Below are 25,293 nucleotides of genomic sequence, written 5' to 3' on the forward strand. Positions count from 1 at the left end.
AGAAGTCCGCTTTATGAAATGTTTTCTTGAAAAGCTGCGACTTGTGCCGCAGTAGGAATTGGCACAACTGCGCCGTATCCTGTTGTGGTCAGCGCTGCAGCGCAGTTGGCATAAACCAGCGCCTCTTGTGGGGTTTTTCCAGCAACAATCTGACTGAAAAATGCACCGGAAAAACAGTCTCCAGCACCGGTCGCGTCAACAGTCTCAACCTTGTGGCCTTTTGCTGTGAAGCGTTCACCGGTAGTTGCGACCATTGCACCTTCTGGCCCCATCTTGAGCACAACGGTTTTTGCACCAAGATTCAGGTAGAAGTCCGCAATTTCGTTTGCATCATTGAGCCCCGTCAGCAGCCGCGCTTCATCAAGGCTCGGCATGCAAAAGTCGACGTGGCGAGCCGTTTCATGAATAACCGCCCGTGCGCGATCCAAAGTCCATAGTTTGAGGCGTAAGTTGGTGTCAAAAGAAACCAACGTATTGTGTTTTTTCGCCAGTTCAATGGCCGCAAACACTGCATCGCAAGAGCCATTGCTGATGGCATGTGTGATCGCTGATGTGTGCAAGAGTTTAGCGTCGGCGATCAGGTCCTCGGGCAGATCAGTTGGTGATACAAGAGAGGCTGCCGAACCTTCACGATAAAAGGTGAAGTGATGGCCGCGCTCATCGTGTGAGATGAAGTAGATACCAGTTGGCGCGGTTGGGTGGCGTTGGATCCAGTCAGTAAAGACCCCTTCCGCATTCCAGAGATCAACAAACTGATCACCGAACACATCTGAACCAAGATGAGCAAACATCGCGACTTTGGCACCCTGGCGCGCTGCGCTAACCGCAAAGTTGGACGTGTCGCCACCATAACCGCTGAGATAGGAAACCGGTTTGTCCTGACCCGGAAGCTGACTAAACTCCAGAAGAGGTTCACCAAAAGAAACAATATCGATGGACATAGGGTACTCCAAAATGCGGTGGCTCCTGATAAGCCACCGCTATGATCTAAGAAAATTAGATGCGGCCGTACTTGGCCAGTCCATCGCGTAGAGAGCCGGAGTCGATGATCAACTTGGCTTGCTCAAGTTCACGTTCATCAATGGACTTGGAGAGTTCTAGGACAGCTTCAACTTTGTCTTTTGGAACGCATACAACACCATCAACATCACCAATGATCAGATCACCTGGGTTGATGGTTACGCCGCCAATCTCGACAGGTTTGTTGGCATCAATAGTTTTGAAGCGACCAAGCGTGGTACCTGGAGTTACAGTTTTCGAGTAGACAGGGAAGTCATAGTCACGGCGAATTTCTGCAATATCGCGCAACCCACCATTCAGAACAGCGCCTTCATGCTTGTTTGCAACGGCACCTGCGGTCATCAAACCACCCCAGACTGCAACTGTTTCCAGAGCTTCGCAGCCGGTGATTACAATAACGGACCCTTCCTCGGACTCATCAATTGCATCAAGGGCGTGCTGAGGAGGGAGTTTCTCTTGTGTTACATCTTCGAGGATGGTTACAGCCGGACCGACAATTTTCTTCTCGTTGATACGATTTTTAATGCTGAATGGCAGGAACATCGTTTCGCCAATGAGTTGATCACATGCATCCGCGATGGATGCGGTGGAGAAAATGGCACGGTAGCCTTCGATAATATCTTTGCTGTACATGGAACTAGCCTTCAGTTTGGAGGAACTTACGAGTTGACCCAGTTCTTGGGTTGCTCTCCGTCGAACACACGCAGCACTTCAACAGCTGCTTTATGTTGGAGCTCGACGACGGATTCTTCAGTGAACCAAGCGGTGTGATCTGTGCAGATGGTGTTTGGCAGGGTGAGCAGAGGATGGTCCTTGCGCACGGGCTCTTGCTCGAAAACGTCAATGGCCGCAGCGAAAATCTTCTTGTTCTTCAAGGCATCGTGAAGAGCATCTTCATCAACCAACCCACCGCGGCCTGTGTTTACAAGCACCGCATTTGGCTTCATTTTGCCCAAAATCTCAGCATCAATCATGTGTCTGGTTTTGGCGTTCAGGGGAGCATGGAGTGAGATGAAGTCTGCTTCTGCGCAAAGCGTCTGGAGGCTGACGAGATCTACGCCCGCTTCCAGAGCCGCTTCGACAGATAATGCAGGATCGGCTACCAGAGTACGTGAGAAACCAAGGCCTTCAGTCTTTTGCGCAAAACATCGAGCTATACGACCAAACCCCACGATGCCGAGTGTTTTCCCAGCCATGCGGACCATTGGTTCAGCTTGGCCAACCCCCCATCTTCCGGAACGTACATCTTGATCGCGGCTCGGAATTCTACGTGTAGCGGAAAGCATGAGTGAGACGGCATGCTCAGCAACGTCTTCGGACCCGTAATCGGGTACGTTAGCGACGTAGATCCCTTTGTCCTTTGCTGCTTTCAGGTCAATGTTATCTACACCAACTCCATAACGAACAATGATCTGACAGCGCTTCATGAGTGAAATTAACTCAGCATCAATCTGTGCTTCGCGTACCAAGACAGCATCTGCATCTATGATTTCAGTCTCGATTTTAGATCGGTCAGTTCCAATCGGTAGTGCGACAATCTTCGCGTTGTATTGCTGAAGTACCGTCTCTTCTTCTTCATAGCTCAGGTAACCTGGCTCAATGACCACGATCTTTTTCATTATCTGCCCCAAAAGTGACATGTTAGTTATGAGATATAAGAAAGATCGAGATTAAAAAATTGGCAAGTGAAAAATATAACACACAGGCAAATTTGTGATTTACGCCGCGTATTCGTTGTGGATAATGTCATGATACGTAAATTTACGCTTGAATATCTGAGATTTCAGAAAAATATAGATAACATAACTGAAATGTTAATTGGGAGTGTTGTTATGTTTTTGAAGAAGACAGCAATGTTTGTTGCTTTAGCGTGTTCCGTCTCTTTCGCTGGGATGGCTAATGCAGAAACGACAATTCAAGTGGGGCATGGAGCGGCTGACACCTACCACATGCATAAAGCATGGGTTAAATTCAAAGAAATCATCGAAACTGAATCTGACGGTGAAGTACGGGTAGACATTTTCCCAAATGGTCAAATCGGGGGGGACCGAGAACTGACCGAGTCAGTGCAGTCTGGTGTCATTGATATGACTGCACCTGTTGTTGAAGTGATGGCTGGTTGGGATCCGGCTTTCTCTATTCCAGGTCTCCCTTATACCTTTGCCAATCGAGCAGACGCGCTTGATGCTCTTTACGGCGAGTTTGGCGATATGCTGCTTAACCGCGTTGAAGATTACGGCATCAAGGGGCTGGGCTGGATGGAAAATGGCATCCGCAACATTACAAGCAATGTCGGTCCAATAGAAAAACCTGCAGATCTTGAGGGGGTAAAACTGCGTACTATGCAGGTTGAAGCCCATATGGATGCCTTTGCTGCCATGGGTGCAAATCCAACGCCAATGTCATTCAATGAGGTTTATTCCGCTCTGCAGCAAGGTGTTGTTGATGCGCAGGAAAACCCTCTTGGGCATATCTATTCTTCACGCTTTTATGAGGTTCAGAAGTTCCTGACACTGTCCGGCCACGTGTACTCAACACATATGGTTCTGGCCAACATGGATTTTTACAACAACCTCTCTGAAAAGAACCGGAAACTTGTCAATTCTGCTTTGAAACGTGCAATCGACTACCAACAGGATGTGATCGCCTCCGAAGAGCTGGACCAACTAAAAGCGATTGAAGCTGCTGGTGTAAATGTGACTCGTTTGAATGATGCAGAAATTGGCGCGTTCCAGAAAGTGACTGCTCCAATTCGCGACAAATACTTCGAATTGGTCGATACCAAACTCATTCAAGCTCTCAAAAAATAAACATAAACAGCTAGCCCGGCAGGTCCTACCTGCCGGGTGATAAGGGGTGGGCTATGTCATCACTAAGGTTTATCGAGAAGAATGCAGAGGCTTATCTAATAAACTTCCTGTTGTTTAATATTGTGCTCTGGGTCTTTGTACAGGTCATTATGCGCTACATCTTCTCAAGCTCGTTGCCGTGGAGCGAAGAGTTTGTCAGGTGGTGCTTCATTTGGTTTATCTGGGTGGGGGTGAGCTACGGTTTCAAAACACGCCGTCATATTTGTGTAACTGCGCTTATCAATGGTCTGCCACCAAAAGCTAAAGCAATAATTGGCATCATCACAAATCTGCTAGTCCTGTGGTGCATGATTAAGCTGTTTCTATACGGCTGGAAGCAAGTCTCAAGCCCCATCATCACTAGGCAATCATCCATCGTGCTCTACTGGCCACTTTCCGATGTACGGGTTGGTATGCAATGGCTTTACGCATCCTTGCCAATTGGCGCTTTGTTGAGCTCTCTACGCCTCGTTCAGAACGTGATTGTGGATCTGATTGCACTTAAAGGCCCTTCCGAGGCCACCGTTCCACTTCATTCCAATATAGGGGGCAACTGACAATGGTTTCCTTTACCCTCTTCGGCACCTTCATTTTGCTGGTTTTCCTTGGCGCACCAGTTGCAATTTGCCTCGGCTTCGCATCTCTTGTGGTCCTCGAATATCTGCCGCATACGCCGAACATTACGCTGCTGGCAAAAAGTGCAGTCATGGGTGGCAACTCTTTTCCCCTGGTTGCCATTCCACTGTTTGTTTTGGCAGGTGAAGTCATGCAACGCGGTGGATTGTCCGCGCGCATCGTAGGCGCCGCCTATACTTTGGTTGGGCATTTTAAAGCAGGTCTGGCCTATGTGAATGTCTTAGCGAGCATGTTTTTTGCTGCTATCTCAGGCTCTTCACCGGCAACCGTTGCTGCAATCGGCTCTAACATGATTCCGGAGATGGAGCGCCTCGGGTACCGTCGATCCTTCTCCGCAGCAATTACTGCGGCCGCCGGTATCACCGGCGTCATGATCCCCCCAAGTATTCCGCTGATCATTTATGGTGTCACGGCAAACCAATCGATCGGGAAACTCTTCCTTGCAGGTATTGTTCCGGGAATTCTTTTTGGTTTGGGTTACATGCTGGTGGCACGATGTATCATCTCCAAAAATTTCACTCCCAAAACGCATGAAGGTTCGCAGCTCGACCGGGCAACAAAGGATGTGAACATCAAGCGATCCGGATGGCGCCAGCATTCCCTGTGGGCTCTGATTATCCCGGTAATCATCCTAGGTGGAATATATGGAGGGGTCTTTACGCCGACTGAAGCAGCCGGCGTTGCTGTGGTCTATGCTCTGTTTGTTAGTCTGATTGTTTATCGGGATTTGAAATTCCGTGAGCTTGGCTCTGTCTTCCTGAACTCAGGTCTGACATCTGCAACGGTTTTGGTCATGGTGGTTATGGCCGCATCCTTCGGGCGTTTGCTCACGCTGGAACGTATCCCAGTGGAAGTCGCAGACATGATTATTCAGCTCTCTGATAATCCGATCATTGTTCTGCTACTCATCAACATCATGCTTTTGATCGTTGGCATGTTCATGGAAACAATTGCGTCGATCATCATTTTTACGCCGATCCTACTGCCGATTGTTCAGCATTTAGGCGTAGATCCGGTCCATTTTGGTGTGATCATGACAGTAAATCTTGCAATTGGGTTCTGTACGCCGCCTTTGGGTGCAAACCTATTCGTTGCAACTGGCGTGGCAGAGGTCTCCCTTGAAAGCCTTGTTAAGGCGATCTTACCATTCCTCTTATCGATGTTTGTGATGTTGATGGTAGTGACCTACTTGCCGCAGGTGACGATGTTCTTGCCTTCCTTGCTCAATTAAGGACGGATGACAGGAAACTTTGCCAAAATAACAAATTGTATTATAAGGCAAATTGAGTGATGGAAGGTGATACGTATTTTCCTTCACTCTTTTTTTGATCCATTTTCTGAGATTCCGATGGCACAAGATTTGCTCAAAGATGTTGTTTACAAACGCATTCGTGAAATGATCATCAATGGCACGTTGCCAATGGGGAGCAAGCTATCTGAAACTGTTCTGGCCAAGCGACTGGAAGCAACAAAAGCTCCGATACGTGATGCCGTAAAACGGCTTCAAAGCGAAGGTCTCGTTCAGATCAAACCTCAAAGTGGCACCTTCGTTTTCAGTCTTTCTCAGACTGAGTTCAATGAACTGCTCGAGTTTCGATACTATATTGAATCTCAGGCTATGCAGCTTTCCTTCGAAAAGAACTGCAAAGCGTTGTGCCAGAGCATTCGGTACATACTGGATAAGATGAGTGTGTGCATGGAACGCAACGGCACGCTTGAATACCTGGGACTGGACAATGAGTTTCACCAGGTACTGATTGATTTTTGCGATAACGCTTACTTCGTTGAAGCCTACGCACTGATTTCTACGCGGATGGCAACCGCTAGAAATTATCTGGGTAGCAACGAGCAGCATATGTTACGTTCCTATGAACAGCACGTGAGTATCCTCCAGGCCCTGCAAAGCAACAACATTCAAGAAGCAAAAAACCTCCTTCGCAGCCACATCCTCCCAGAAAAGGGCGCCTACTGGGGTGATATCTTGCTACGCTTTAAAAACTAAATTCCCCATTCCATTACCGCACATAAATGGAACTAAGTGGCTTGTAAGGCTCCTGTTTTTTCCAAGTAACACAGCAAGTAATCAATGAAGCGCTGCGCCAATGGATTTTCTTCCTGTGCGGACAAGTAACTTAAGACGCTAGTTACTGGTAGCCCTGGTAGGGCGCTCTCAATCACAGGAATGTCCTCCAGCAATGCAGAGGCCGGTAGAATGGAAACTCCAAGCCCTGCTTTTATGGCGGACTGTACAGCCTGAATGGAGTTCGCAGTGATTGAGATCTTCCAATCTGAGGCCATGGCTTCCATGGCAGAGATTGCTATAGCGCGATAGCTGCATGGTTCCTGCATCAAGATCAGTTCCAGAGGTTTATCAGCCGCAGGCAGCTGCCCGCACCAGACCAGCGGCTCCTGCCATAACTGCTTGCCGCCAGAGGCCTCTGGTCCGGCGAATACCACATCCAGCTCCCCAGCATCTAAAAGACACAACAAGTCAGCCCCGCCGCCGAGGATCAAGTTGAGATCACAAGTGGGGTGTGCTCGTTTGAAGCGGGCCAGATGAATATGTAGGTGCTGCGGTACCAGATACTCTGCAAACCCGACGCGCAGCATGCTTTGCTCCTTGGGCGCAGAAACGCTCAACACAGCCTCATCGGCCAACTCCAAAATCTTTCGAGCATAGCCGATAAAAATCTCACCCTCGCTGGTTTGGGAAAGAGAACGGCTCGTACGCTCAAATAGTTTCACATCCAACCGCTCTTCCAGCTTGGCAATTTGCAGGCTGATCGCCGATTGCGTCCGCCCCACTTTTTCTGCTGCAGCGGAAAAACTACCCTCCTCAATGACAGCAATCAAAGAGCGAAGCACAGTCAGGTCCGTATCAAGTCGGAAGGGAGATCTATTGGCGTTGCTCATAGGACCTATTTATTTTTCTAGTTTTACTAATCGATCATGTTTAGCCATATGTCTCATAGAACGCCAATAATCAATAAGGAAATTTTATTCATGCTAAAATCTTTGCTGGCAGCCTCTGCTCTGTCTTTCCTCTCATTATCTGCTGTAGCTGGCGAGCCGCTTCAGTTGGAAGAAGTGGCAAAATTCTCTGAAACCCGCCCGGGTAACATCACCGTAACGCCAAACGGACGCATGATTGTCAGCATGCAGCCGTTGGATGGGCCGGCGTTGAGGGTGGTTGAAGTTCTGAAAGATGGCAGCAAGGCCCCGTTCCCAACTCAAGATTGGGCAGATGGTCCGGAAGTAGGCGAACTCGGCTTGTCTGCTGTGATTGGTGTCGACACAGACTCCAATGGCGTGGTCTGGATGCTGGACATGGGAAGCGATACTTCTGCACCTCGTCTGCTGGGCTGGAACTCTGAGACCAACACGCTTCACGCAGACTTGCAGATTGACAAATCTGCTCTGAGAGCAAACTCCTTCCCTCAGGACTTTGCGATCGATGAAAAACGTGGTCAGATCTATATCGCGGATATGACCCTCGGCAATCTGGCGGGGCCATCCAAGCCAGCCATCGTTATCGTGGACCTGAAGACCGGCGAAGCCCGCCGCCTGCTGGAAGCGGCAGAGCAGTTTATCTCCCCAGGCCGCGATGTGGTGATTGACGGTGGTCTGATGGCAGCCAAAAGAGAAAATGGCTCCCTCAACAATCTACGCTTCGGCCTCAACCCAATTGCCATCTCTGATGACAGCAAATGGGTCTACTTCGGCACAGTGAATGGCGAGCAGATCTTCCGCATCCCGGCTGCAAAACTTGCAGATCCCTCTGTAAATTCCGCCGATCTGAATACTTTCATTGAAGAATACGGTCCCAAAAAGCCAAGCGATGGTATGACTTTCAATCCTAATGGTGGTCTCTTCGTTTCTGACATCGAGAACTCAGCCATTGGCCTGACCACCGCTGGAGAGTACGAAGTGCTCATTCAAGACGAACGGCTTTCCTGGCCGGATGGCTTTGATGTTGCTCAAGACGGATATGTCTATGTTACGCAAAACCAGCTTCATAAGCACCCGGCTTTCAATCAAGGCGTCAATGGTGCAAAGGCTCCATACTACGTGATGCGTTTTCCGGTTCCGGGCAAATAAGTTTCAAAGAAACGGATGTGACTGACGGGTTCAAACAGCTCGTCAATTGCACATTTAAGATCAATTACAAGAAATTGAGAGGCTCCCATGCTTTTGAACACACCAATCTGCGACTTTGGTTGGAAAGCGCCAGAATTTACGCTCAAAGATGCTGATGGTACCAGCTTCACCATGTCTGATCAGATTGGTGAAAGCGGTTTGCTCATCGCCTTTATTTGCAATCATTGCCCTTATGTGCAGGCCATTGCAGATCGCTTGGCAGAAGACATGAAACAGCTCAAAGCCGAAGGCTTCGGCGTTCTTGCTGTCATGTCCAATGATTATCGCTCAGTGCCTGCTGATGGACCGAGCTTCATGAAAAAGTTTGCCAAGGAATTTGGCTTTAAGTTTCCGTATTTGCTGGATGAAACACAAGAAGTTGGCAGAGCATATAACGCAGTTTGTACGCCAGATTTCTTCGGCTTTAACAACAAGGGTGAGCTGCAATACCGTGGCCGCTTGGATGATGCTGGCTTCGACGACCCAACCAACCGCACACCAGAACTTCTCAATGCCATGCGTCAGGTTGCCAAAACCAGCTGCGGACCAGAGGATCAAATCCCGAGCATGGGCTGCTCAATTAAGTGGAAGTAGGTCTGTTTACGCGAAAGCTAGTCAAAATGGGGCAATTAAGAAGCCGGACGCAGTAGCCACTAGCAGAGGACCAACTATGGGAATTCGAGCAGATCCTCCAAGGGTTGGTGCTGTTTGCATAAAAGATATTCTGAGAACCTTATTGGATCGCTCGAGCACAGATTGATGCATCCGCCCGAGTAGGTTGCAAAGAGCCCAAAGCAATAGATGCTGCAACGAGTATGAATGACGGCTGTTGCGCGCTTGACGCTGAAACTAATCGCGTCATAGCTTGGAGGGCGGCTGATCATAGTTTCTCGGCATGTTCTAAGTTAGGAATAGCAAAGCTCGCTACTCAAGATCGATACATCCAGCTAGGAACAAGGGCTGGTTTCAAGTGCAACCACAAGCGACAAAGTATAACTCCCAAAACCGTGAGCGTGTTCTGCGCTATTTCTCCCAATCTCATTTGCGGTAATTTAATGCATGCAAGAATTATGGACTGATTTACTTAATGGGGAACATTACGCGGTTCTGTCTGCGTGTATTGCCTATGCTTTGCTCATGGGGATCGTTAGCATCACCGCATGTTTTCGCATACGCCGCTGGCCTCATACGATTGGAAAACTCACGGAAGATGGGGTTTCAAGCATTGGAAGCTCTGATGAGAGAATGCACACGGCACGCGTGAGGTATGAATATTCTGTCAACGACATATCCTATACCGGCAAGCGGTTAAGTCCGTTCATTATTAGGGCCACTGGAACCAGAATGGTTGAGTGGCAGAAGGGTGGTATTCAAAAGCATGAAGGCGACTGTGTTACTGTATTCTACAACCCTGCTCTGCCCCACAAATCCTACCTGATAGTACCCACATGGACCGGAATTGCAGGGGTATTTCTGCTCGTCGCGATTCCGGTGTTTCTAATTTGGTTCTCTACTTAACGTCGACGCACATTAAGTCGGGCGACGACATTTTGAGTCGCACAATTTAATTGCAGTAAGAAGAGCTATCAGAGGCTCTGTGCAATAGGAAAGAGGCACATTGTGGAGTTATATTTCTATAACCAATCCTATATCCTTTATTTGACGCACAAGCCGCTCTCACAGAGGTTCCCAAAAAATGACTTCAACAGAACCCCAATCATACGGCTCAACGTTTTGGCAGAGGTCCTTGGCACTCTTCGCTGGGATTTTTGGGGCGCTGACTCTGATTTCCGGTGGGAGCGTCTTATTTGGGCCAGTGGAGGTTCAAGTGGCTGCGGGCGACTACATGCCAGTCGTGCTCTGGTTCAATTTTCTAGCAGGCTTTCTCTACATCGGTGCTGCAATTGGGATCTGGCTACAGCGTAACTGGGCACTTGGTCTGTCTGCGTTTATCGCAGTGGCAACGGGCCTGATTGCTTTGGGGTTCGGATTTCTGGTTTTTCAAGGAGTGGCATATGAGATGCGAACTGTAGGGGCCTTGGCCGTACGGATAGGTGTTTGGACAGTGATCACCCTGACGTTAATGCGCAGTCGACATCAAATGTGAGACTCTGATAACTAGCTCAGGACTTTGACGTGCGTGCGAACCAGACCAAGCAATGAGGAAAGCAAATCAGATGTTTTGTAGCTGATAACCAAGTCAAACAGGGCCAGAAGCCGCCATTAGAGCGTTTCCATCAAGAGTTGAGACACGCTAACCCGAAGTCCTTCCACTTTTCTCGAACCAGTCCAAGCTCACCGAAGTTGAAGGGGCAACCTCAAATTAGGCAGCCGGCATACGGCACAACTTTTCATCCCCAAACCCTTTAACCATACGATCACGTTTGGACGAGGTGTTCCATACGATACACTTCCCCGCATCCAGTCCTCTTAAATGACAGTCAACAGTAAATGGTGGGGCATGCTCAGCAATGCGGCGCAGTTCGCTCCACCTGGGTGATCTAGAGGAGAGATGAGATGCCAATAGATGGAGCTTCAGGTTTTAGCCCTTCGCACTTTATCGGAGGCGGTTTTGACGGAGATGCCTTCGAACCAACTTACGATAGCCTGCCAAGTTCAGTAAACGGGGACGGCGTAACTGCTGAAGGCCCTGAAAAGGTTGCACAAGTGTTTCGTCAAGAGCGCGCACCAGTATTCCGCCTCGCAAACTCAACGCCGAACTACAACGACATCAAATCGCAAAACTTCGGTGATCACGAAGGCTTCAGCTACTACAATCTACCGGGCGTCAACTCATTCATTAACTTTGGTCGCGAAGAAGGGCAGTTTAAAGGCGAGAACCACGGCGATAAGGTTCATATTTCTGTAAAAAAAGAGCACCTCGAACAAGCATTTGATGCAATCTCCGGCCTGCTTTTGTCTCCAGACTCTCCAATCGACAAGTGGAAAGTGACCAATCTAGACTCTACTAAGGGTAGCGTAGATACTAGTAACCTGGCGCGACGTGTTTCTGATGGTGCCCAATTCACTCTCTACATCCGTGCTGAAGAAGAAGGCGAGCCTTACACCACTGAGCAGCTGGTAAAAACACATCAATTCTTTGAAGAGATTGAAGGAGCTTTGCTGACCAACTGGGTAGATGAAGGCGTAAAGCCAGATTCAGACGTCTCCGCTCACCACTGGGGCTACATTAGCTACCGCAACGAGCTAAACAGCGACCGTGCTGGCGGCGAGCAACAAGCAGCATTCCTAAAACAGGAACCCGTCTTCCGAGCTCTCACCGAATAAGACGCGAAAATCATTTTTAAAATCCAACCACAAAGCTGCCAGCGCGGCAGCTGAAAAGACGGTCAAGAATATCCGACAACTTTGCCCGCTCTAAGAGTGGGCTAGAAGACGATATTCATGGGTTTCTGGCAGAGGTTGAGGTAACATCAAGGTGACGATGTCGTAGAGCTTTGTGGGGTGAACTCTTCTCAACTCAATAAATGCACAGCTACCGAACGAAGAACACATATAAACCTTCATTACTCTTTCACATCTATTGAACAAAGGACTTGGAGAATGGCGGCATAGCAACTTTAATCAAATTGTCGGGTAACTGTGACGAACTCCACGCTCTCAAACTTCAACAGCAAGAGCAGTTCCAAAGTCCTACCCTTGCTGTTGGCGATGCGTTATGATCAAGCGGTTGCAGCCCGCCTATCCAGACTGAATGTCAGAATGCTCACACTGACATACAAGACCGACGAAACTACGCATCCAACCAAAGGCCCTACCACCCATCCAGTAGCACCCCAGATCAACAGGTAGCCCGAAATGCAGAAGCCTCCAACCATAGCAGCCAGTGCCCCGTATGCGTTTCCGCGCCAGAACGCTGAAATGAAGACCGGCCCAACCAAAGCAGCAAGCAGAGTGCCTGTACCAAGAATACCTAACCATGACAGGAAGAACGGTGGCGCGTAGATCATCATCAACAAGCCGACCAATCCAAACACCACAACTGCCGTTCGGTTGATGAACAAAACTGTCTTGGGGTTTTCATGACCCGGGAACAGCGCTCGACGTAGATCGTGAGATGCGGCAGAGGCGACCGTGTGCAGCAACGAGTTTGCCGTGGACTGCATGGCAAACAGGATGCAGAGCGTAATGAAGCCGCCTAGAACTGGGTGCAGGAACGTCTCCAAATAGACCGGCATGGCCTGATCGGCCTCGGCGAGATCCGGCATCTTGAGCCGCATGTAGAGACCGACGATGGGGATCAGCGACAGGATGCACGCAAAAGGCGCCACATAGAGCGCAACAGTCGAGAACTTCACGTCGGCTCGAAACGCCAGAAAGCGCACTGCCATGTAGGGCAGGACAGCGGAGAACATGAACGCGTAGGGCAAAACCAGATAGACTGCACCTTTGGCCTGGCCGTAAGGGTCAGAAGACACAGGGTTCACGAGATTAGGGTCGATCTTATTCAGCTGAGTGACCATCTGCATCAGGGGAATGTCGCTGAACATCTGAACACACACGATAACCGCGGCAATCAACATGCCTATCAGCATCAGCGTGTCAGTCCAAGCGACCGCCGTCAGACCACCTAGAACAGTATACAGGATGATGATTGAGATCATCACCGTAGCGCCCCAGACCTGCGGTAGATCAAGCCACCCTGACGCAAGTATGCCAACCGCCTTGATTTGACTAGTCAGGAATACGAGTAACAAGACAATTGTGACGATTGCCGCAACGCCTTGAACCAGACGAGCTAGTCCACCGGTGCTATGCAGGTTGGCTGCATATTCCGGGATCGTATTACTGCCCATGGACGCTGCGCGCTGCGACAGGAACTTAGCAAAGAAAAGTACAGCGATCACCATTGCAGGTGCAAACATAAAGTTGCCTAGAATTTCGATGGCACCGAACTCGTAAGCTACACCGGGTGAGCCCATGAAGCCCCAACCGGAGTAGCCCGTCGCCACGATCGTCGCGGCACCCACAAAAGGGCCAAGCGACCGGCCAGCGACTAGAAAACCGCTTTCGTCATCGTTATTGAAATGCACAACTTTGCTCGATTTCCAACCCAGCCAGATTAATGCGATAAAAGACGTCGCCATGATCAGCCAGTTGATCCACGGAATACTTTCCATGATCTCCTCCTCCAGATTTGGTAAGTGATGCACCGCCTTCTGTTGCGGAACGGGTCTTTGGGGTCAGTCGTTTTTGCGAACGCGATCTAACAGCCAGGCAACAAGCGCGGCGGCGATGGTGGCCATACTCAGGATGACAAACCAATCAAGTACCCATGAATTCAGAAACATATGCTCCTCCCAGATTAAAATGTCTCTAGATGCGGAAACGCCCCGACCATGCACAGGTCGGGGCGTTTCATATAGATCAAGCCGCTTTGAGAACTGATTTGACGATCAAATGCTCGGGTCCGTAAGGGAAGTTGGTGATGTTGCGATTGCCTTCGTCCTCGATCACGATGATGTCATGTTCGCGGTAGCCACCCGCGCCGGGCATGTTCTCGGGAATAGTGATCATCGGTTCCATAGACACTACCATGCCTTTTTCTAGAATCTTCTCGCAATCTTCGCGCAGCTCCAGACCTGCCTCGCGACCATAGTAGTGACTAAGCACCCCGAAGGAATGGCCGTAACCGAAGCTACGGTATTGTAGTAGATCGGCCTCGGCGTAGATCTCGTTCAGTTCTTTGGCAATGTCGGAGCACTTCGCACCTGGCACCAGCAGCTCCTTGCCGCGATCATGGACCTTGCAGTTCAGTTCCCACATCTTGATGTGCTCATCGCTCGCATGCTCGGCAAACAGCGTACGCTCAAGCGCTACGTAGTAGCCTGCGACCATCGGGAAGCAATTGAGGGATAGGATATCACCACGCTGGATCTTGCGGCTGGTGACTGGGTTGTGCGCCCCATCGGTGTTCACGCCGGACTGGAACCAGGTCCAGGTATCTAAAAGTTCGCCATGAGGCCAGACCTTGGCAATCTCGCGAACCATAGTTGCCGTTGAGTGCAGCGCTACTTCATGCTCAGGCACACCAACTGCAATTGCTTCCACACAGGCCACACCGCCGATGTCTGCAATGCGTGTCATCTTTTCAGTATGCGCAATTTCTTCGACAGACTTGATCATGCGCAGGCGCATGGACGCTGCTGAGATATCGACAAGTTCGATGTTCTGAAACTCGGCCTTAAGCAGGTTTAGCGTGTCGATGGTGATGTGATCGAACTCAATTCCCAGACGCTTAACACCACCTATCAGGGGGCGAATGGCATGAAAATAATTGTCTTTCTGCCAGTCGGTATAAGTGATGTTTTTGCCGCCAAAGGTGCGGCGCCAGGGCTGACCGCCATCGATACCTGCACTGATGGACGTTGCGATGTTGTGGTCAACGAGAAACCCGTAACGGCGCCCAAACTGGCAATAGATGAAATCGGAGTAGTAATTCACACAATGATAACTGGTGAAGAGAGCCGCATCGATGTTTTCCTTCGCCATATGTGCACGGATGGCGTCTAGGCGACGCTGCATTTCGACGTCTGAGAAAGTGCCGGGAGCCTTGTCGCCGTTACCGACGTAGTTCTGTAGACGTTCGCGTTCCATGAGGGGACTCCTGAATTTAATGTCGCCAAAAGCGGCTAAAAACTAAACACATGAACTGGAAGTTGCACGATTTCGTCAAACGATGTTATTTCAGGATAGGTTTAGTTTTTCTAATGAAGAAGGAATATCATGACCTTGCCTCCGTTGAACGCCCTTCGTGCCTTTGAAGCAGTTGCACGACTAGGCTCTTTCAAAGCCGCAGCCGACGCCCTTTTTGTCACGCAATCTGCGATTAGCCATCAAGTGAAGAACTTTGAAACCTGGTTGGAGGCACCGCTGTTTCATCGTGAGGGTAACCGTGCAATCTTGTTGCAGCGTGGCGTTGAACTGGCAAATTCTCTGTCTCTGTCACTGACTGAGATCGATGCCGCATGTCACCGCGCCCGTTCGGACAATGGCCGCAACGAACTGGTCATTGCCGCAATCCCATCCGTTGCCATGTGCTGGCTCATACCCCGGCTTGCCAAATTCAAAGAAGCCCATCCGAGCATTGAGACGCGTATTATCTATGCAATCCATGGTTACGAGATCGACTATTCAGACGTACATATCGCTTTCTCCTTTTTGTCGAACGAACCGCAGGGTGCGGATGTTGACGCGTCATTCTTCCTGAGTGGTGACAGCCTTCCGGTGTGCTGCCCAGCCCTATTGGAACAACACGGAAAGTCTTTGGATCACATCTCGGATTTGTGCAGTCTTGGTTTATTGCATGACGGTGATACATGGGGGTGGCAACGCTGGTTTGATCTCAACGGGAACGAAGACCTCGGCCCTTTACAGGGGACAACTTACGAAGATTTCAACCTACTCAGGGCTGCCGTATTATCGGCACAAGGCGTCGCTCTTTGCCCGCTTGCGATGGTACAGCCGGATCTGGAGATAGGAGCTCTAGTTCAGCTCTCAGACCGCCGAATGACCTACGGGTCAGATTACTATCTCATCAGATCCAAACGTGTCCCGTCATCAATGCAAGCACATATCGACATTTTCTCTGACTGGGCATTATCCGAACGGAAAGTTGGTTTGAGACATTAGCGCAGGCTGAATAAGTGGCGCTGTTGCAAAAATCAGCGGGCTCTACAAAGAGATAGCTTTCAACATTGCTTTTGTGACTTCAAGCATCCAAGTAAAAACTCTCTCGCGAAACGCAGGCGGTCCATACATTGTGACCCATCTAAACGAGATTTCATCATTCCTAACTGAGAGTAATTCGTTTTGATGTGATCCTGAGATGTGATGTTAAAATTAGGGCACATCAAAGGAGGTGACGGATGCCCAATTTTTACCTAGATATGCCCACAGGTCTGAACGACAGCATAACAGGGGCTATTTCCAGTGATGGTAGCCCAGAGCTCAACAAGCATTATACATTACCTGCTAGAACAGGGGTTGCTGTAAGGCTTGAGGCTGGACAATCTCTCATCGTGGTGAATCCAACAGGCACGCAAGTTTGTGATTTTTGGGCGTTTAATCCGAGCAACTTGTATGAGTACCTTTCCATGAGCCATTGTCGGACCGCTTTGGCAAGTTTAGTGCCAACCGTCGGCGATATCCTCGTATCCAATGCAAGGCGATCCATGCTTACGTTGGTACGTGACACGTCCTCAGGTGTGCATGACACAGTCATTGCCGCGTGTGATCATGCTCGTTACCAACAGCTTGGGTGCAAAGAATATCACGATAACTGTACAGATAATCTGCGCCAGGCATTGAAGTCCATCGGCCTAGAAGCAAAGGTAATTCCAGACCCGTTTAACCTCTGGATGAACGTTCCTATCACCTCAGCCCGCAGAACAGAATGGGCAGCACCAGTTTCAAGACCGGACGATGAAATCGAGTTTCGTGCTGAGGTCGACGTACTGGTTGTAATGTCTGCTTGTCCGCAAGATGTCACTCCAGTAAACGGTGAGAACTGTGCTCCATCCGACCTTGCTTACCGCGTTACCCTCGGGGGGAACGCATGATTCAAAACCCAATTGTCTGGCCAAATGGAGCCAGATGTGCCTGCGCAATAACATTCGACGTTGACGCAGATAGCTTGATCCACATTTCTCGCCCAAAAGACGGGTTTGATCGTCTGTATCCAATTTCTATGGGACGATATGGTCCCACTGTTGCTTTACCTCGTATTTTGGACACTTATCGCAGATTAGGTCTGAAACAGTCGTTTTTTGTGCCAGGTTGGGTGGTTGAGCAATATCCAGAGGCTATGGATCTAATCCAGGAAGATGGGCACGAAATAGGCCACCATGGTTATCTCCATGAAGATCCGACTAACCTTTCGGATGCGGAACACCGTTATTGGTTTGAGCGAGCTCTTGAAGCCCATAAAAAAACTGTTGGCAACACACCCAAAGGGTATCGCGCTCCAGTCTACAACGCATCACAAGGGGTGATTGATTTCCTGGTCGATAATGACTTTCTGTACGATAGTTCACTGATGGCAGATGATATTCCTTATAGAATTCATACAGCTAAAGGATCCCTTGTTGAACTGCCGGTGCATTGGGGGACAGATGATTGGCCACCCTTCGCACACTACTCAGAGATTGATTACATGATGCCCGTCGCAGGGCCTTCGAGGGGACTGGAAGGGTTTTGGGAAGAGTTTGAAGCTCAATATGAGCATGGTGGTTTTTGGATGGCAATTTGGCATCCATTTCTGACAGGGCGCCTTGCTCGCTGGACACTGGTTGAAAGATGGCTTGAAACGATTCTGGAGCGAGGTGATATCTGGTTTGCACCACTTCATGAGATTGCAGAGCATGTGAATAATCAGTTTGTGCGTGATAATCAGTCTATTCGCGTGGAAGAATTGCCTTATTACAACCAACCTGTTCATCTGGGTGCAAAGTAAAATGGGAGCATTCATGGGTTGTGAGGAGTTTGAAGCACAGCTTGCAACAACCTCCTTTACTTCAATTTTTATTTCTGACAACAAGGCACAGCGCCATGAACTCAGTCGGGCGGCAATACCAAGAAAGATAACCAGCAGCGGTCATGGACAGCTTGACGGAGCCGTTGTCGCGATCAAGGCAAACATCGCGCTAAAAGGCCTTGCAACCTCCGCTGGGTCGAAACTGCTTTCTGAGAGACCGGCAGGTGAGAATGCAACAGTGATAGAAGCTATCATTAATGCCGGGGCCATGCCTGTTGGCCATGCCAACATGACTGAGCTTGCTTTCTCTGGTCTTGGGCTAAATCCGCATTTCGGAACAGCTGAGAACGCCTTAGATACTTCACTTGTACCGGGTGGCTCATCTTCAGGCTGCGCAAGCGCCATAGCATCAGGCTTATGCGATCTTGCGATCGGGTCTGATACATCAGGCTCCACCCGTATCCCTGCCGCATTTCAAGGTATTTGCGGGTATCGTCCTACTATGGGCCGTTATGCAATGGAAGGTGTCGTACCACTAGCTCCCTCTCTTGATGTATTAGGCCCGATGGCCCGCAACGTAGAGGGCATCATAGCCCTTGACTGTGCGATGAGGGGGACATTGCCAGAACGGGTGAATGCAACACCCTTCACTCAAAAATTCATTTTACCTGTCTTTTCTCACCCTGTTCTTGATGAAGATATTTCCAATGCATTTGAGGATACTGTGAATCTGTTAGAACAGCACGGGATAGATATCGAACGCAGACCATTCCCCGCCTTTGATAAGACACTTGCCCTTTTTGCAGAATTTGGGCCACTTGTAGGCCATGAAGCTTATGAGCAGATCACACAGCTTGTAGCACTCGAGGATAAGCTGATTGATCCGCAAATCAAAAAACGCTTGCGGGACTTTACCCCAGTTTCAGCTGATACTCTGCAACATATAATGACAACTCGTGCCAAGCTCTGCCAACTTGTGCAAGAAACTTTATCAGGTAATCTGATGTTGATGCCGACGGTAGCTTGTCGTCCCCCTAATCTTGCAGAAGTCCAAGAGAGCAGTGCGACGTTTCAGCGAAAGAATGCAGATGTACTTAAACTGACTATGCTCACAGCCTTCCTTAACGTTCCATCCCTGGCCATACCGATGAAACCTGCTGATCCTGGCTTGAGTTACTCTGTTTGCGGCGCATACGGGACAGACGATGAAGTCTTACAAGCTGGTCTGCATCTTGAGCATTTGCTGAACTAAAGGTGCTGCGTTTAGGCTTAAAACTGCACTTTTTCAAAGTATAGAATGTTGGTTGAGAGCAAATTTAATTTGCCACAAAACAAAGTTCATAATGAAGAAATGTCATGCTGAGATGATCTTCAATCATTTGTCGTCACCCCATTTTTCCGAATAGTTATAAATGCAAAAATTGGAGATGATCATGGCATCCGCACCAGAACTACTCATTGTTGACTCGAGCGCACGAGAAACACGTTCCATCACTCGTTCCCTGACCAAACTGTTTGCAGATAACTGGAAACAATCCGGGGATGAGGTCATCTGTCGTCGCGATGTCGGCTTACGACCACCGCATTTTATTTCTGAAACCTGGATCGCTGCTGCATTTACTCCCCCCACCGAACGTAGTGATGAGATGAGAAGGCAGCTCGCCCTATCAGATCAATTGATTGCGGAAATCAAAGCAGCAGATGTAATCGTACTTGGTGCACCAATGTACAATTATTCTATGCCAGCAAGCCTGAAAGCGTGGTTTGATCTGATTGCGCGGATCGGAGAAACTTTCTCATTTGATCTTTCGCGCGGAGATTATCCAATTGCACCACTTCTTTCCGGTAAAAAACTAGTAGTCCTTTCCAGTCGTGGCGAATTTGGTTTTGAGAAGGAAGGGATCAGATTCCACATAAACGCACTCGACCCAGCAATTGCAGCCTGTGCACACTACCTCGGCGCCGCTCAGGAGGACATCCACTTGATCAGTGCAGACTATGAAGAGTTTAAGGATGAACGTTGGGAGAGATCTGTGGCCGCTGCGCGTGAGAAAACTCACAATCTGGCTACCACACTCCGCGAGCAGCTTGAGCCAGTTATAGCCTAATAACACACGGGAGAAGGACTGACCTTCTTCCGTACTTTAAAATGCACTCGAACTATCGAGACTTCGTTAATGCTGTCAAATCTTATAAATTTCAGATAGTAGTGCCTACTTCATATTGAAGCCATCTAAGAAAGTTCTGTGCTGCTTTTTTACGAGTGCCGCCAATAGTTAGAACTGCTCTGTAAAAGTAACCGGGTAGCCTTGCTCCATTGAGCACTACAGTTTTATCACTCAGTTCTTGAGCTTCAAAAATGGTATTACTGATCAGCGCTGCAGCATTTCCTCTGATGACAGCATCAAGTGCAAGATTATAGGCATCCACATTCGAAATTATGTAGTCCTCATAGCCTTCATTATTATTTTCAGAGAACCAGCGTTTCCATGTCGGAGAGTTGAGGCTGGATAGCTCCCAACGCACATCCAATAAGCGCTTGCTTGTCAAGTTCTCTATCTGATTGCCTTCCGATAACATACTAGGTGAACAAACAGCCAGATACTCCTCTCTGTACAGATTAATTTCAACACTATCGGGGGGGGCTTTCGGGCCATACCGAATAACCAGATCAGCCTCGCTACTATCAAGCGGGGTACATTTTTCAGAAGCAATGACATTCACGGCGTAATCGGGATAACGTTCGTAAAAATTGTTTAAGCGAGGAAATAGCCAATAACGGGCAAACTCTCGTGTTACGCTAACATAGACAGACTTATTGTCTTTTTCCCCGTATGTTTCGAAGAATGCAGCAGCAAGACAATCAAACCCACGTGTCACCTCTGGCAGGATGCGCTTTCCTTGCTCTGTCAGGCTAAGGTTCCGCCCATTCCGATCGAATAATTGAAGGTTAAGCAGCTTCTCCAAATGCCTGATCTGATGACTGATCGCTGTTGGTGTGACAGCCAACTCGTCAGCAGCATCTGTGAAACTGCCATGACGAGCAGCTGCCTCAAATGCTCTGACAGCGATCAGCGGAGGAATGCGTCTGCGCATTTCAGTTACCTTGTATCTTGCTTTCCTACCTGCAAGCATACCATGTTTAGCAGGTGAGTATCTGCATGTTGTAAATCAGTTTTTTAAAAGCATGTACGCAGGGCTCAAAAACAAGCAGCTCTGCGTACGCTTGTGTTTAATGTTTCAGATCAGAATAGGTAATTTTCACGGAATCTGCGTTCACCATATCCAGAAATGGCTTGTTTCGGTCATCCGCCAAAAATGTCTGAAGACCATCTTTTGCACTTTGCAAATCTTTCCAGAATACTACCTCAACCCATATCCCGTCATCCTGCAGTGAAACATAACGGTCGACGAACCCGGAAACATTTGTCAGGTTATTGTTAATGCTCGCAGCAACCTGAGCCAACTTCTCTGCATCAGTCCCTGCTTTTGCAGTGAAAGTTACATATTCCAAAACACTAGCCTCGTTGAGTTGTGTTGCCATTGCACTTTCTCCATGCGCCACTACCAACGGTATTGCGAATACTGCCGCAGTGACGACTTTCTTGATTAGATTCATAGGTTTGTCCTCCCTTTCAATCTGAAACATTGTTGTTTCAGGCTTCACCTCTGTATTGACTTGCATTATGTTATTGTTGTTATTAGCAAGTTCGCTTTATTGATCAGTCTACGGCAGCGTCAGCCATCACATGAATTTTCTTGGCAACGGCTCTTCCAAGGACCTTGTGCTGCTCAGCAGACATATGGAGACCATCAAGCCCGGCAGCCTTTGGGATGACTACGCTTGCATCAAAGCTCTCTATGCCAGCAGCATTAGCTACAGCTTTCAGCACTGCCCCAAGTTTCCGTGACTTTTCTTGTCCGCCTTCAAACATTAAGGCAAAGTCCGGGTGTGCCATCGTCGAAACAGGTGGCGGAGAGATAACCAGCACTTCGGGAGCCCTGTAGGTATAGGCCACTCCCCCTTCTGTCCCCTTTGCAACCTTGGCAACTTCAATGATCGCATCAGCGATATCTTCCGCACTGCGAGCCAGATCATTCTTAAGATCATTGGTTCCCAGCATGATGACAACAAGATCAAGTGGCATTTCGCGAGCGATGGCAGCAGGCAGGTTTTTTCCACCATTGAAGGCATCTGCCGGCACACTGTTCCATGCGGCTGGTTCGTCTAGATTAGTTGAGCGGACAGTCAACCCATCCACACTTACTTTGAACTTATCACCCAGCTCCGCAGCCAGCACACCCGCCCATCTCTCATTATCTGCGTAACGTGAACTTGGGAAGGCAACTTCAACTCCCTTCCAGCCCCACGTGTTTGAGTCACCATAAACGAGCACGTTATAGGTCATTCTTCTTCTCCTTATCAGTTGATGATGTGACAGTCTTCTGGGTGCCAATTCGCGAAAACGCCCGCCCCTACTTCGATGTCTAAGGTTTTCAAGTCACGCTGTTGAAGTTGTACGAAAATCTTGGATCCGGAGGCTGTTTCCAGTTGTAGGTTGACGAGCGCTCCCACAAACTCCTCACCTACGACCCGGCAATAAACTTCGTTGTCCGCCCATCCGCTTTCCTGTGACAATGAGATCTGATCAGCGCGCACAATCAGATTGATCTTGCTGCCAACCTGAAGTGTTCTGAACTCATCTGAGGTACATCTGAAAGTGCCATCCTTTCCATCAACAAGCACTTCGTCCGTTTCAGTAGATTTAACCGTACAGCTCAATATGCTGCTGCCACCAAGGAACCGTGCCACGAAGCTGGTTGCCGGTTTGAGGTAAATCTCCTGCGGTGCGCCTTCCTGCTCAACTCGGCCTTCGTTCATAATCACGACTTTGTCGGCCATAGAGAATGCTTCTGAGTGGCTGTGCGTTACATAAACAAAGGTAATTCCCAGCTCGCGCTGCAGGCGTTTTAGCTCTGCCTGCATTTGCAACGAGAGGTGCGCATCCAGTGCGGAAAGTGGTTCATCCAGCAAAATAATCGAAGGTTCAGTTACCAAGCATCTGGCCAGCGCTACCCGTTGTCTCTGGCCACCAGAAAGCTGGTCGATTGAACGGTTTACATATTCATCCAACCCCAGTTTTGATGCCCACTCATGAGCTCGTCGATGGCGTTCACCTTTGGAGACGCCGCTCATGCGCAGCCCGAACTCAATGTTTTCCAGCACGCTCAAAAATGGGAAAAGAGCAAGAGACTGCCATACCATAGGCATTTCACGTTCCCAGATTTCCTGATGCCTGATGGAACGGCCAGAGCGCAAAATGTCACCGGTAGTAATGCTTTCCAGACCAGCCAGACAACGCAGTAATGTGCTTTTGCCGCAACCAGAGGGCCCCATGATGGCGGTAAACTGACCGCGATCAATGTTCAGGTTCAAGTCCTGGATAGCCACGGCTTTGCCGTAGTTCTTACGAATATCCCGAAGCTTGATGTGTACATCCTGCGATGGGCTTTCATCAGCCTGCATAGAAGTGTTTGTTTGGATCTTTGCGGTCATCACAGTTTCTCCTTTGAAAACCGGCGCAGAGTAATAAACTGGGCGCACAGGATTAAGCTCATGGACACAACGAATGTGAATGAACCAATCGCATTGATGCGGGGACTGACTGCAGATTGAAGGAAGCTGAGAACGCGGACCGATGCTGTTTCATTAAGGCCGCCAACAAACCAAGTGACGGCATACTCATCAAAAGACACTGCAAAGCTCAGCAGAAATGCCGCAAAAACGGACGTTTTGGTTAAGGGAATGATGACTTCCCAAAATGCCCTCCAGTTTGATGCTCCAAGGTTTTGAGCAGCAAACTCAAGATCATCATCAATCTGAGAGAGGCGTAGTCGGATAATGGCCATGGCAAAGGGAGAGGCAAGGACAATCTGGGAGATGACGATTGCAGAGAGATTGCCCGAGAGGCCCACTCTGGAAAGATATGCCAGCATTGCCAGACCAGAGACGACAAGAGGCACCAATGGCGGCAACAGTGCAAACACCATCAGCAGCTTCTTACCAACAAAATTGAAACGGTAGTCAGTATAGGCAGCAGTGAACCCCAAAAACGTAGAGAGTGGCGCTACAATAAGAGCAACCAACGCTGTATTGAGCAATGCTCGAATAACCAAGTCATCCCCAAATGCCAGCTCATACCATTGGGTTGAGAAGCCGGAGATAGGAAGCGTTGGGAAACGATCAGTCGTGAGCGAAAACACAAAATTCGCCATAATCGGTGCATAGAGAAACGCAAGAGCACCTGCGCACAGGACCATGAGCGTTATTCTTGTTGCTTGAGAAAGGTGCATTACTTCCTCCGGTACGCGAGTTTAAGACTCGTCAAAGCGACAATAAGCAGTGTCCCAATCATCACGATTGCAATGACAGCTGCACGTGGCCATTGCTGGCCTGATTTGACGGTGTCTGTGATCAATATTGCGAGAGTTGGGAACTTACCGCCGCCCATGTAGGTCGGAGAAACAAAGTCGCCAAAGCTGAAGATGAAAGCAAAGAGTGCCCCCAGAATAAGACCTGCACGAGTACCCGGCAGAAGGACTGAGAAAAACACCCTTACTGGGCCACATCCAAGATTATAAGCCGCGTTGATCAGTGTTCTGTTAAAAGACAGCATAGAGATCGATTGGATTACTACCACCAGAGGTAACGTAAGCGTGACGTATCCGACCTGCATCGCAAACTTTGAGCTAAGAAGGCTTCCGGTTTCGAGACCAATAGCGGCAAGGAGATTGGATATTACCCCATTATCAGTCAGGTAGATTTGCCATGAGTAAACCCGCACAAGGTAACTTGTGAAGAAGGGTACTACGAACAATCCCAATACTGTTAATTTAGCACGCGTTGACAAAATAAAACCAATAACCAGCGAACACGGCAAAGCCAACAGGCTGGCAATGGCAGCAACACAGGAGGCCCCTAGAAATGTCCGCCCGTATGCCTGCCAGAAATAGTTGGCGCTCAGGATTTTCACCCAATTATCCAGTTGGAAATCAGGCTGCAGCACGAAGTTCCGCACATCCCAGAAACTCAACCAAACCAGAAGAAGAAGTGGGCCGAGAAAGAAAAGAGTAAGCCAGAACGGTAAGGGTGAG

At 49.0% G+C, this 25,293-nt stretch carries 25 protein-coding genes; 13 read left to right on the forward strand and 12 right to left on the reverse strand.

Translation table 11 applies throughout. The features are described 5' to 3' along the window. Window positions 1-11 precede the first annotated feature (11 nt). From PsW74_RS19525 to PsW74_RS19535, 3 genes are read right to left on the reverse strand one after another with little or no spacing between them, the layout of a single operon-like run. Entirely contained in the window at window positions 12-941 is a 930-nt protein-coding gene (locus tag PsW74_RS19525) for a sugar kinase (protein WP_063288109.1), read from the reverse strand. Between the two features lie 55 nt (window positions 942-996). Further along, window positions 997-1,653 (reverse strand): RraA family protein, encoded by a 657-nt coding sequence (locus PsW74_RS19530; RefSeq protein ID WP_063288110.1) that lies wholly within the window; start codon window positions 1,651-1,653, stop codon window positions 997-999. A gap of 26 nt (window positions 1,654-1,679) precedes the next feature. Next, the gene (locus PsW74_RS19535; RefSeq protein ID WP_063288111.1) at window positions 1,680-2,639 is read right to left on the reverse strand and encodes a C-terminal binding protein; all 960 of its coding nucleotides are present in this window, start codon (window positions 2,637-2,639) and stop codon (window positions 1,680-1,682) included. A gap of 66 nt (window positions 2,640-2,705) precedes the next feature. Here PsW74_RS19535 and PsW74_RS19540 point away from each other — a divergent pair, with 66 nt between their 5' ends. The 4 genes from PsW74_RS19540 to PsW74_RS19555 all read left to right on the forward strand — a co-directional run bounded on the left by PsW74_RS19540 (window position 2,706) and on the right by PsW74_RS19555 (window position 6,507). Beyond that, window positions 2,706-3,830 carry a TRAP transporter substrate-binding protein gene (locus tag PsW74_RS19540; protein WP_208988075.1) on the forward strand — a complete coding sequence of 375 codons (1,125 nt, stop codon included), beginning with the start codon at window positions 2,706-2,708 and terminating at the stop codon, window positions 3,828-3,830. Between the two features lie 53 nt (window positions 3,831-3,883). Beyond that, window positions 3,884-4,426 (forward strand): TRAP transporter small permease, encoded by a 543-nt coding sequence (locus PsW74_RS19545; protein WP_082830637.1) that lies wholly within the window; start codon window positions 3,884-3,886, stop codon window positions 4,424-4,426. 2 nt (window positions 4,427-4,428) lie between these two features. Then, window positions 4,429-5,736: a TRAP transporter large permease gene (locus PsW74_RS19550; RefSeq protein WP_063288112.1), complete on the forward strand. Its 1,308-nt coding sequence runs from the start codon at window positions 4,429-4,431 to the stop codon at window positions 5,734-5,736. Between the two features lie 117 nt (window positions 5,737-5,853). Then, window positions 5,854-6,507: a GntR family transcriptional regulator gene (locus PsW74_RS19555; RefSeq protein WP_063288113.1), complete on the forward strand. Its 654-nt coding sequence runs from the start codon at window positions 5,854-5,856 to the stop codon at window positions 6,505-6,507. 32 nt (window positions 6,508-6,539) lie between these two features. Here the strand turns inward: PsW74_RS19555 and PsW74_RS19560 are convergent, their stop codons facing one another. Next, window positions 6,540-7,418 (reverse strand): LysR substrate-binding domain-containing protein, encoded by an 879-nt coding sequence (locus PsW74_RS19560; RefSeq protein WP_063305860.1) that lies wholly within the window; start codon window positions 7,416-7,418, stop codon window positions 6,540-6,542. 90 nt (window positions 7,419-7,508) lie between these two features. Here PsW74_RS19560 and PsW74_RS19565 point away from each other — a divergent pair, with 90 nt between their 5' ends. From PsW74_RS19565 to PsW74_RS19585, 4 genes are all read left to right on the forward strand, one after another. After that, window positions 7,509-8,603, forward strand: a complete 1,095-nt coding sequence (locus PsW74_RS19565) for an L-dopachrome tautomerase-related protein (protein WP_063289761.1) — start codon at window positions 7,509-7,511, stop codon at window positions 8,601-8,603. Between the two features lie 87 nt (window positions 8,604-8,690). Continuing rightward, window positions 8,691-9,236, forward strand: a complete 546-nt coding sequence (locus PsW74_RS19570; RefSeq protein WP_063289762.1) for a thioredoxin family protein — start codon at window positions 8,691-8,693, stop codon at window positions 9,234-9,236. A gap of 1,234 nt (window positions 9,237-10,470) precedes the next feature. Further along, window positions 10,471-10,749: a hypothetical protein gene (locus PsW74_RS19580; RefSeq protein ID WP_208981889.1), complete on the forward strand. Its 279-nt coding sequence runs from the start codon at window positions 10,471-10,473 to the stop codon at window positions 10,747-10,749. 410 nt (window positions 10,750-11,159) lie between these two features. Next, entirely contained in the window at window positions 11,160-11,930 is a 771-nt protein-coding gene (locus tag PsW74_RS19585) for a hypothetical protein (protein ID WP_063289875.1), read from the forward strand. A 395-nt stretch (window positions 11,931-12,325) separates the two neighbouring features. Here PsW74_RS19585 and PsW74_RS19590 read toward each other — a convergent pair whose 3' ends face one another. After that, window positions 12,326-13,783, reverse strand: coding sequence for a sodium:solute symporter family protein (locus PsW74_RS19590; protein WP_063289876.1), 1,458 nt, complete (start codon window positions 13,781-13,783; stop codon window positions 12,326-12,328). Window positions 13,784-14,030: 247 nt separating this feature from the next. Further along, window positions 14,031-15,260 (reverse strand): aminopeptidase P family protein, encoded by a 1,230-nt coding sequence (locus tag PsW74_RS19595; RefSeq protein ID WP_063289877.1) that lies wholly within the window; start codon window positions 15,258-15,260, stop codon window positions 14,031-14,033. Between the two features lie 129 nt (window positions 15,261-15,389). Here PsW74_RS19595 and PsW74_RS19600 point away from each other — a divergent pair, with 129 nt between their 5' ends. The 5 genes from PsW74_RS19600 (at window position 15,390) to PsW74_RS19620 (ending at window position 20,246) form a co-directional block, all read left to right on the forward strand. After that, window positions 15,390-16,295 (forward strand): LysR family transcriptional regulator, encoded by a 906-nt coding sequence (locus PsW74_RS19600; protein ID WP_063289878.1) that lies wholly within the window; start codon window positions 15,390-15,392, stop codon window positions 16,293-16,295. Window positions 16,296-16,531: 236 nt separating this feature from the next. Further along, window positions 16,532-17,224 (forward strand): urea carboxylase-associated family protein, encoded by a 693-nt coding sequence (locus PsW74_RS19605; RefSeq protein ID WP_082830638.1) that lies wholly within the window; start codon window positions 16,532-16,534, stop codon window positions 17,222-17,224. Continuing rightward, entirely contained in the window at window positions 17,221-18,117 is an 897-nt protein-coding gene (locus tag PsW74_RS19610; RefSeq protein ID WP_063289880.1) for a polysaccharide deacetylase, read from the forward strand. Before PsW74_RS19605 ends, PsW74_RS19610 begins: the two co-directional genes overlap by 4 nt. A 13-nt stretch (window positions 18,118-18,130) precedes the next feature. After that, window positions 18,131-19,390 (forward strand): amidase family protein, encoded by a 1,260-nt coding sequence (locus PsW74_RS19615; protein ID WP_193775989.1) that lies wholly within the window; start codon window positions 18,131-18,133, stop codon window positions 19,388-19,390. A gap of 181 nt (window positions 19,391-19,571) precedes the next feature. Next, window positions 19,572-20,246, forward strand: coding sequence for an NAD(P)H-dependent oxidoreductase (locus PsW74_RS19620; RefSeq protein WP_153040768.1), 675 nt, complete (start codon window positions 19,572-19,574; stop codon window positions 20,244-20,246). A 91-nt stretch (window positions 20,247-20,337) separates the two neighbouring features. On the opposite strand, the gene PsW74_RS19625 is transcribed toward PsW74_RS19620, so the two are convergent. From PsW74_RS19625 to PsW74_RS19650, 6 genes are all read right to left on the reverse strand, one after another. Further along, complete coding sequence (locus tag PsW74_RS19625; RefSeq protein WP_063289883.1) at window positions 20,338-21,234, reverse strand: LysR family transcriptional regulator; 897 nt, start codon at window positions 21,232-21,234, stop codon at window positions 20,338-20,340. Between the two features lie 136 nt (window positions 21,235-21,370). Continuing rightward, the gene (locus PsW74_RS19630) at window positions 21,371-21,787 is read right to left on the reverse strand and encodes a hypothetical protein (RefSeq protein WP_153040769.1); all 417 of its coding nucleotides are present in this window, start codon (window positions 21,785-21,787) and stop codon (window positions 21,371-21,373) included. A 73-nt stretch (window positions 21,788-21,860) separates the two neighbouring features. Next, window positions 21,861-22,547 carry an SGNH/GDSL hydrolase family protein gene (locus PsW74_RS19635; RefSeq protein ID WP_063289885.1) on the reverse strand — a complete coding sequence of 229 codons (687 nt, stop codon included), beginning with the start codon at window positions 22,545-22,547 and terminating at the stop codon, window positions 21,861-21,863. A gap of 14 nt (window positions 22,548-22,561) precedes the next feature. Beyond that, complete coding sequence (locus PsW74_RS19640) at window positions 22,562-23,695, reverse strand: ABC transporter ATP-binding protein (RefSeq protein ID WP_244271780.1); 1,134 nt, start codon at window positions 23,693-23,695, stop codon at window positions 22,562-22,564. Then, window positions 23,695-24,492, reverse strand: a complete 798-nt coding sequence (locus PsW74_RS19645) for an ABC transporter permease (RefSeq protein ID WP_063289886.1) — start codon at window positions 24,490-24,492, stop codon at window positions 23,695-23,697. The genes PsW74_RS19640 and PsW74_RS19645 overlap by 1 nt, the downstream gene beginning before the upstream one ends. Next, complete coding sequence (locus PsW74_RS19650; RefSeq protein ID WP_244277881.1) at window positions 24,492-25,205, reverse strand: ABC transporter permease; 714 nt, start codon at window positions 25,203-25,205, stop codon at window positions 24,492-24,494. Before PsW74_RS19650 ends, PsW74_RS19645 begins: the two co-directional genes overlap by 1 nt. Window positions 25,206-25,293 lie beyond the last annotated feature (88 nt).

The organism is Pseudovibrio sp. W74 (genome assembly GCF_001623085.1).
Classification (GTDB): Bacteria; Pseudomonadota; Alphaproteobacteria; order Rhizobiales; family Stappiaceae; genus Pseudovibrio.

Excerpts from the sequence above, each read along its gene's own strand:
- PsW74_RS19525 (WP_063288109.1), bottom strand. The coding sequence starts at position 941 with ATGTCCATCGATATTGTTTCTTTTGGTGAACCTCTTCTGGAGTTTAGT.
- PsW74_RS19530 (WP_063288110.1), bottom strand. The coding sequence starts at position 1,653 with ATGTACAGCAAAGATATTATCGAAGGCTACCGTGCCATTTTCTCCACC.
- PsW74_RS19535 (WP_063288111.1), bottom strand. The coding sequence starts at position 2,639 with ATGAAAAAGATCGTGGTCATTGAGCCAGGTTACCTGAGCTATGAAGAA.
- PsW74_RS19545 (WP_082830637.1), top strand. The coding sequence starts at position 3,884 with ATGTCATCACTAAGGTTTATCGAGAAGAATGCAGAGGCTTATCTAATA.
- PsW74_RS19550 (WP_063288112.1), top strand. The coding sequence starts at position 4,429 with ATGGTTTCCTTTACCCTCTTCGGCACCTTCATTTTGCTGGTTTTCCTT.
- PsW74_RS19555 (WP_063288113.1), top strand. The coding sequence starts at position 5,854 with ATGGCACAAGATTTGCTCAAAGATGTTGTTTACAAACGCATTCGTGAA.
- PsW74_RS19560 (WP_063305860.1), bottom strand. The coding sequence starts at position 7,418 with ATGAGCAACGCCAATAGATCTCCCTTCCGACTTGATACGGACCTGACT.
- PsW74_RS19565 (WP_063289761.1), top strand. The coding sequence starts at position 7,509 with ATGCTAAAATCTTTGCTGGCAGCCTCTGCTCTGTCTTTCCTCTCATTA.
- PsW74_RS19570 (WP_063289762.1), top strand. The coding sequence starts at position 8,691 with ATGCTTTTGAACACACCAATCTGCGACTTTGGTTGGAAAGCGCCAGAA.
- PsW74_RS19585 (WP_063289875.1), top strand. The coding sequence starts at position 11,160 with ATGCCAATAGATGGAGCTTCAGGTTTTAGCCCTTCGCACTTTATCGGA.
- PsW74_RS19590 (WP_063289876.1), bottom strand. The coding sequence starts at position 13,783 with ATGGAAAGTATTCCGTGGATCAACTGGCTGATCATGGCGACGTCTTTT.
- PsW74_RS19595 (WP_063289877.1), bottom strand. The coding sequence starts at position 15,260 with ATGGAACGCGAACGTCTACAGAACTACGTCGGTAACGGCGACAAGGCT.
- PsW74_RS19600 (WP_063289878.1), top strand. The coding sequence starts at position 15,390 with ATGACCTTGCCTCCGTTGAACGCCCTTCGTGCCTTTGAAGCAGTTGCA.
- PsW74_RS19605 (WP_082830638.1), top strand. The coding sequence starts at position 16,532 with ATGCCCAATTTTTACCTAGATATGCCCACAGGTCTGAACGACAGCATA.
- PsW74_RS19610 (WP_063289880.1), top strand. The coding sequence starts at position 17,221 with ATGATTCAAAACCCAATTGTCTGGCCAAATGGAGCCAGATGTGCCTGC.
- PsW74_RS19615 (WP_193775989.1), top strand. The coding sequence starts at position 18,131 with ATGGGTTGTGAGGAGTTTGAAGCACAGCTTGCAACAACCTCCTTTACT.
- PsW74_RS19620 (WP_153040768.1), top strand. The coding sequence starts at position 19,572 with ATGGCATCCGCACCAGAACTACTCATTGTTGACTCGAGCGCACGAGAA.
- PsW74_RS19625 (WP_063289883.1), bottom strand. The coding sequence starts at position 21,234 with ATGCGCAGACGCATTCCTCCGCTGATCGCTGTCAGAGCATTTGAGGCA.
- PsW74_RS19630 (WP_153040769.1), bottom strand. The coding sequence starts at position 21,787 with ATGTTTCAGATTGAAAGGGAGGACAAACCTATGAATCTAATCAAGAAA.
- PsW74_RS19635 (WP_063289885.1), bottom strand. The coding sequence starts at position 22,547 with ATGACCTATAACGTGCTCGTTTATGGTGACTCAAACACGTGGGGCTGG.
- PsW74_RS19640 (WP_244271780.1), bottom strand. The coding sequence starts at position 23,695 with ATGACCGCAAAGATCCAAACAAACACTTCTATGCAGGCTGATGAAAGC.
- PsW74_RS19645 (WP_063289886.1), bottom strand. The coding sequence starts at position 24,492 with ATGCACCTTTCTCAAGCAACAAGAATAACGCTCATGGTCCTGTGCGCA.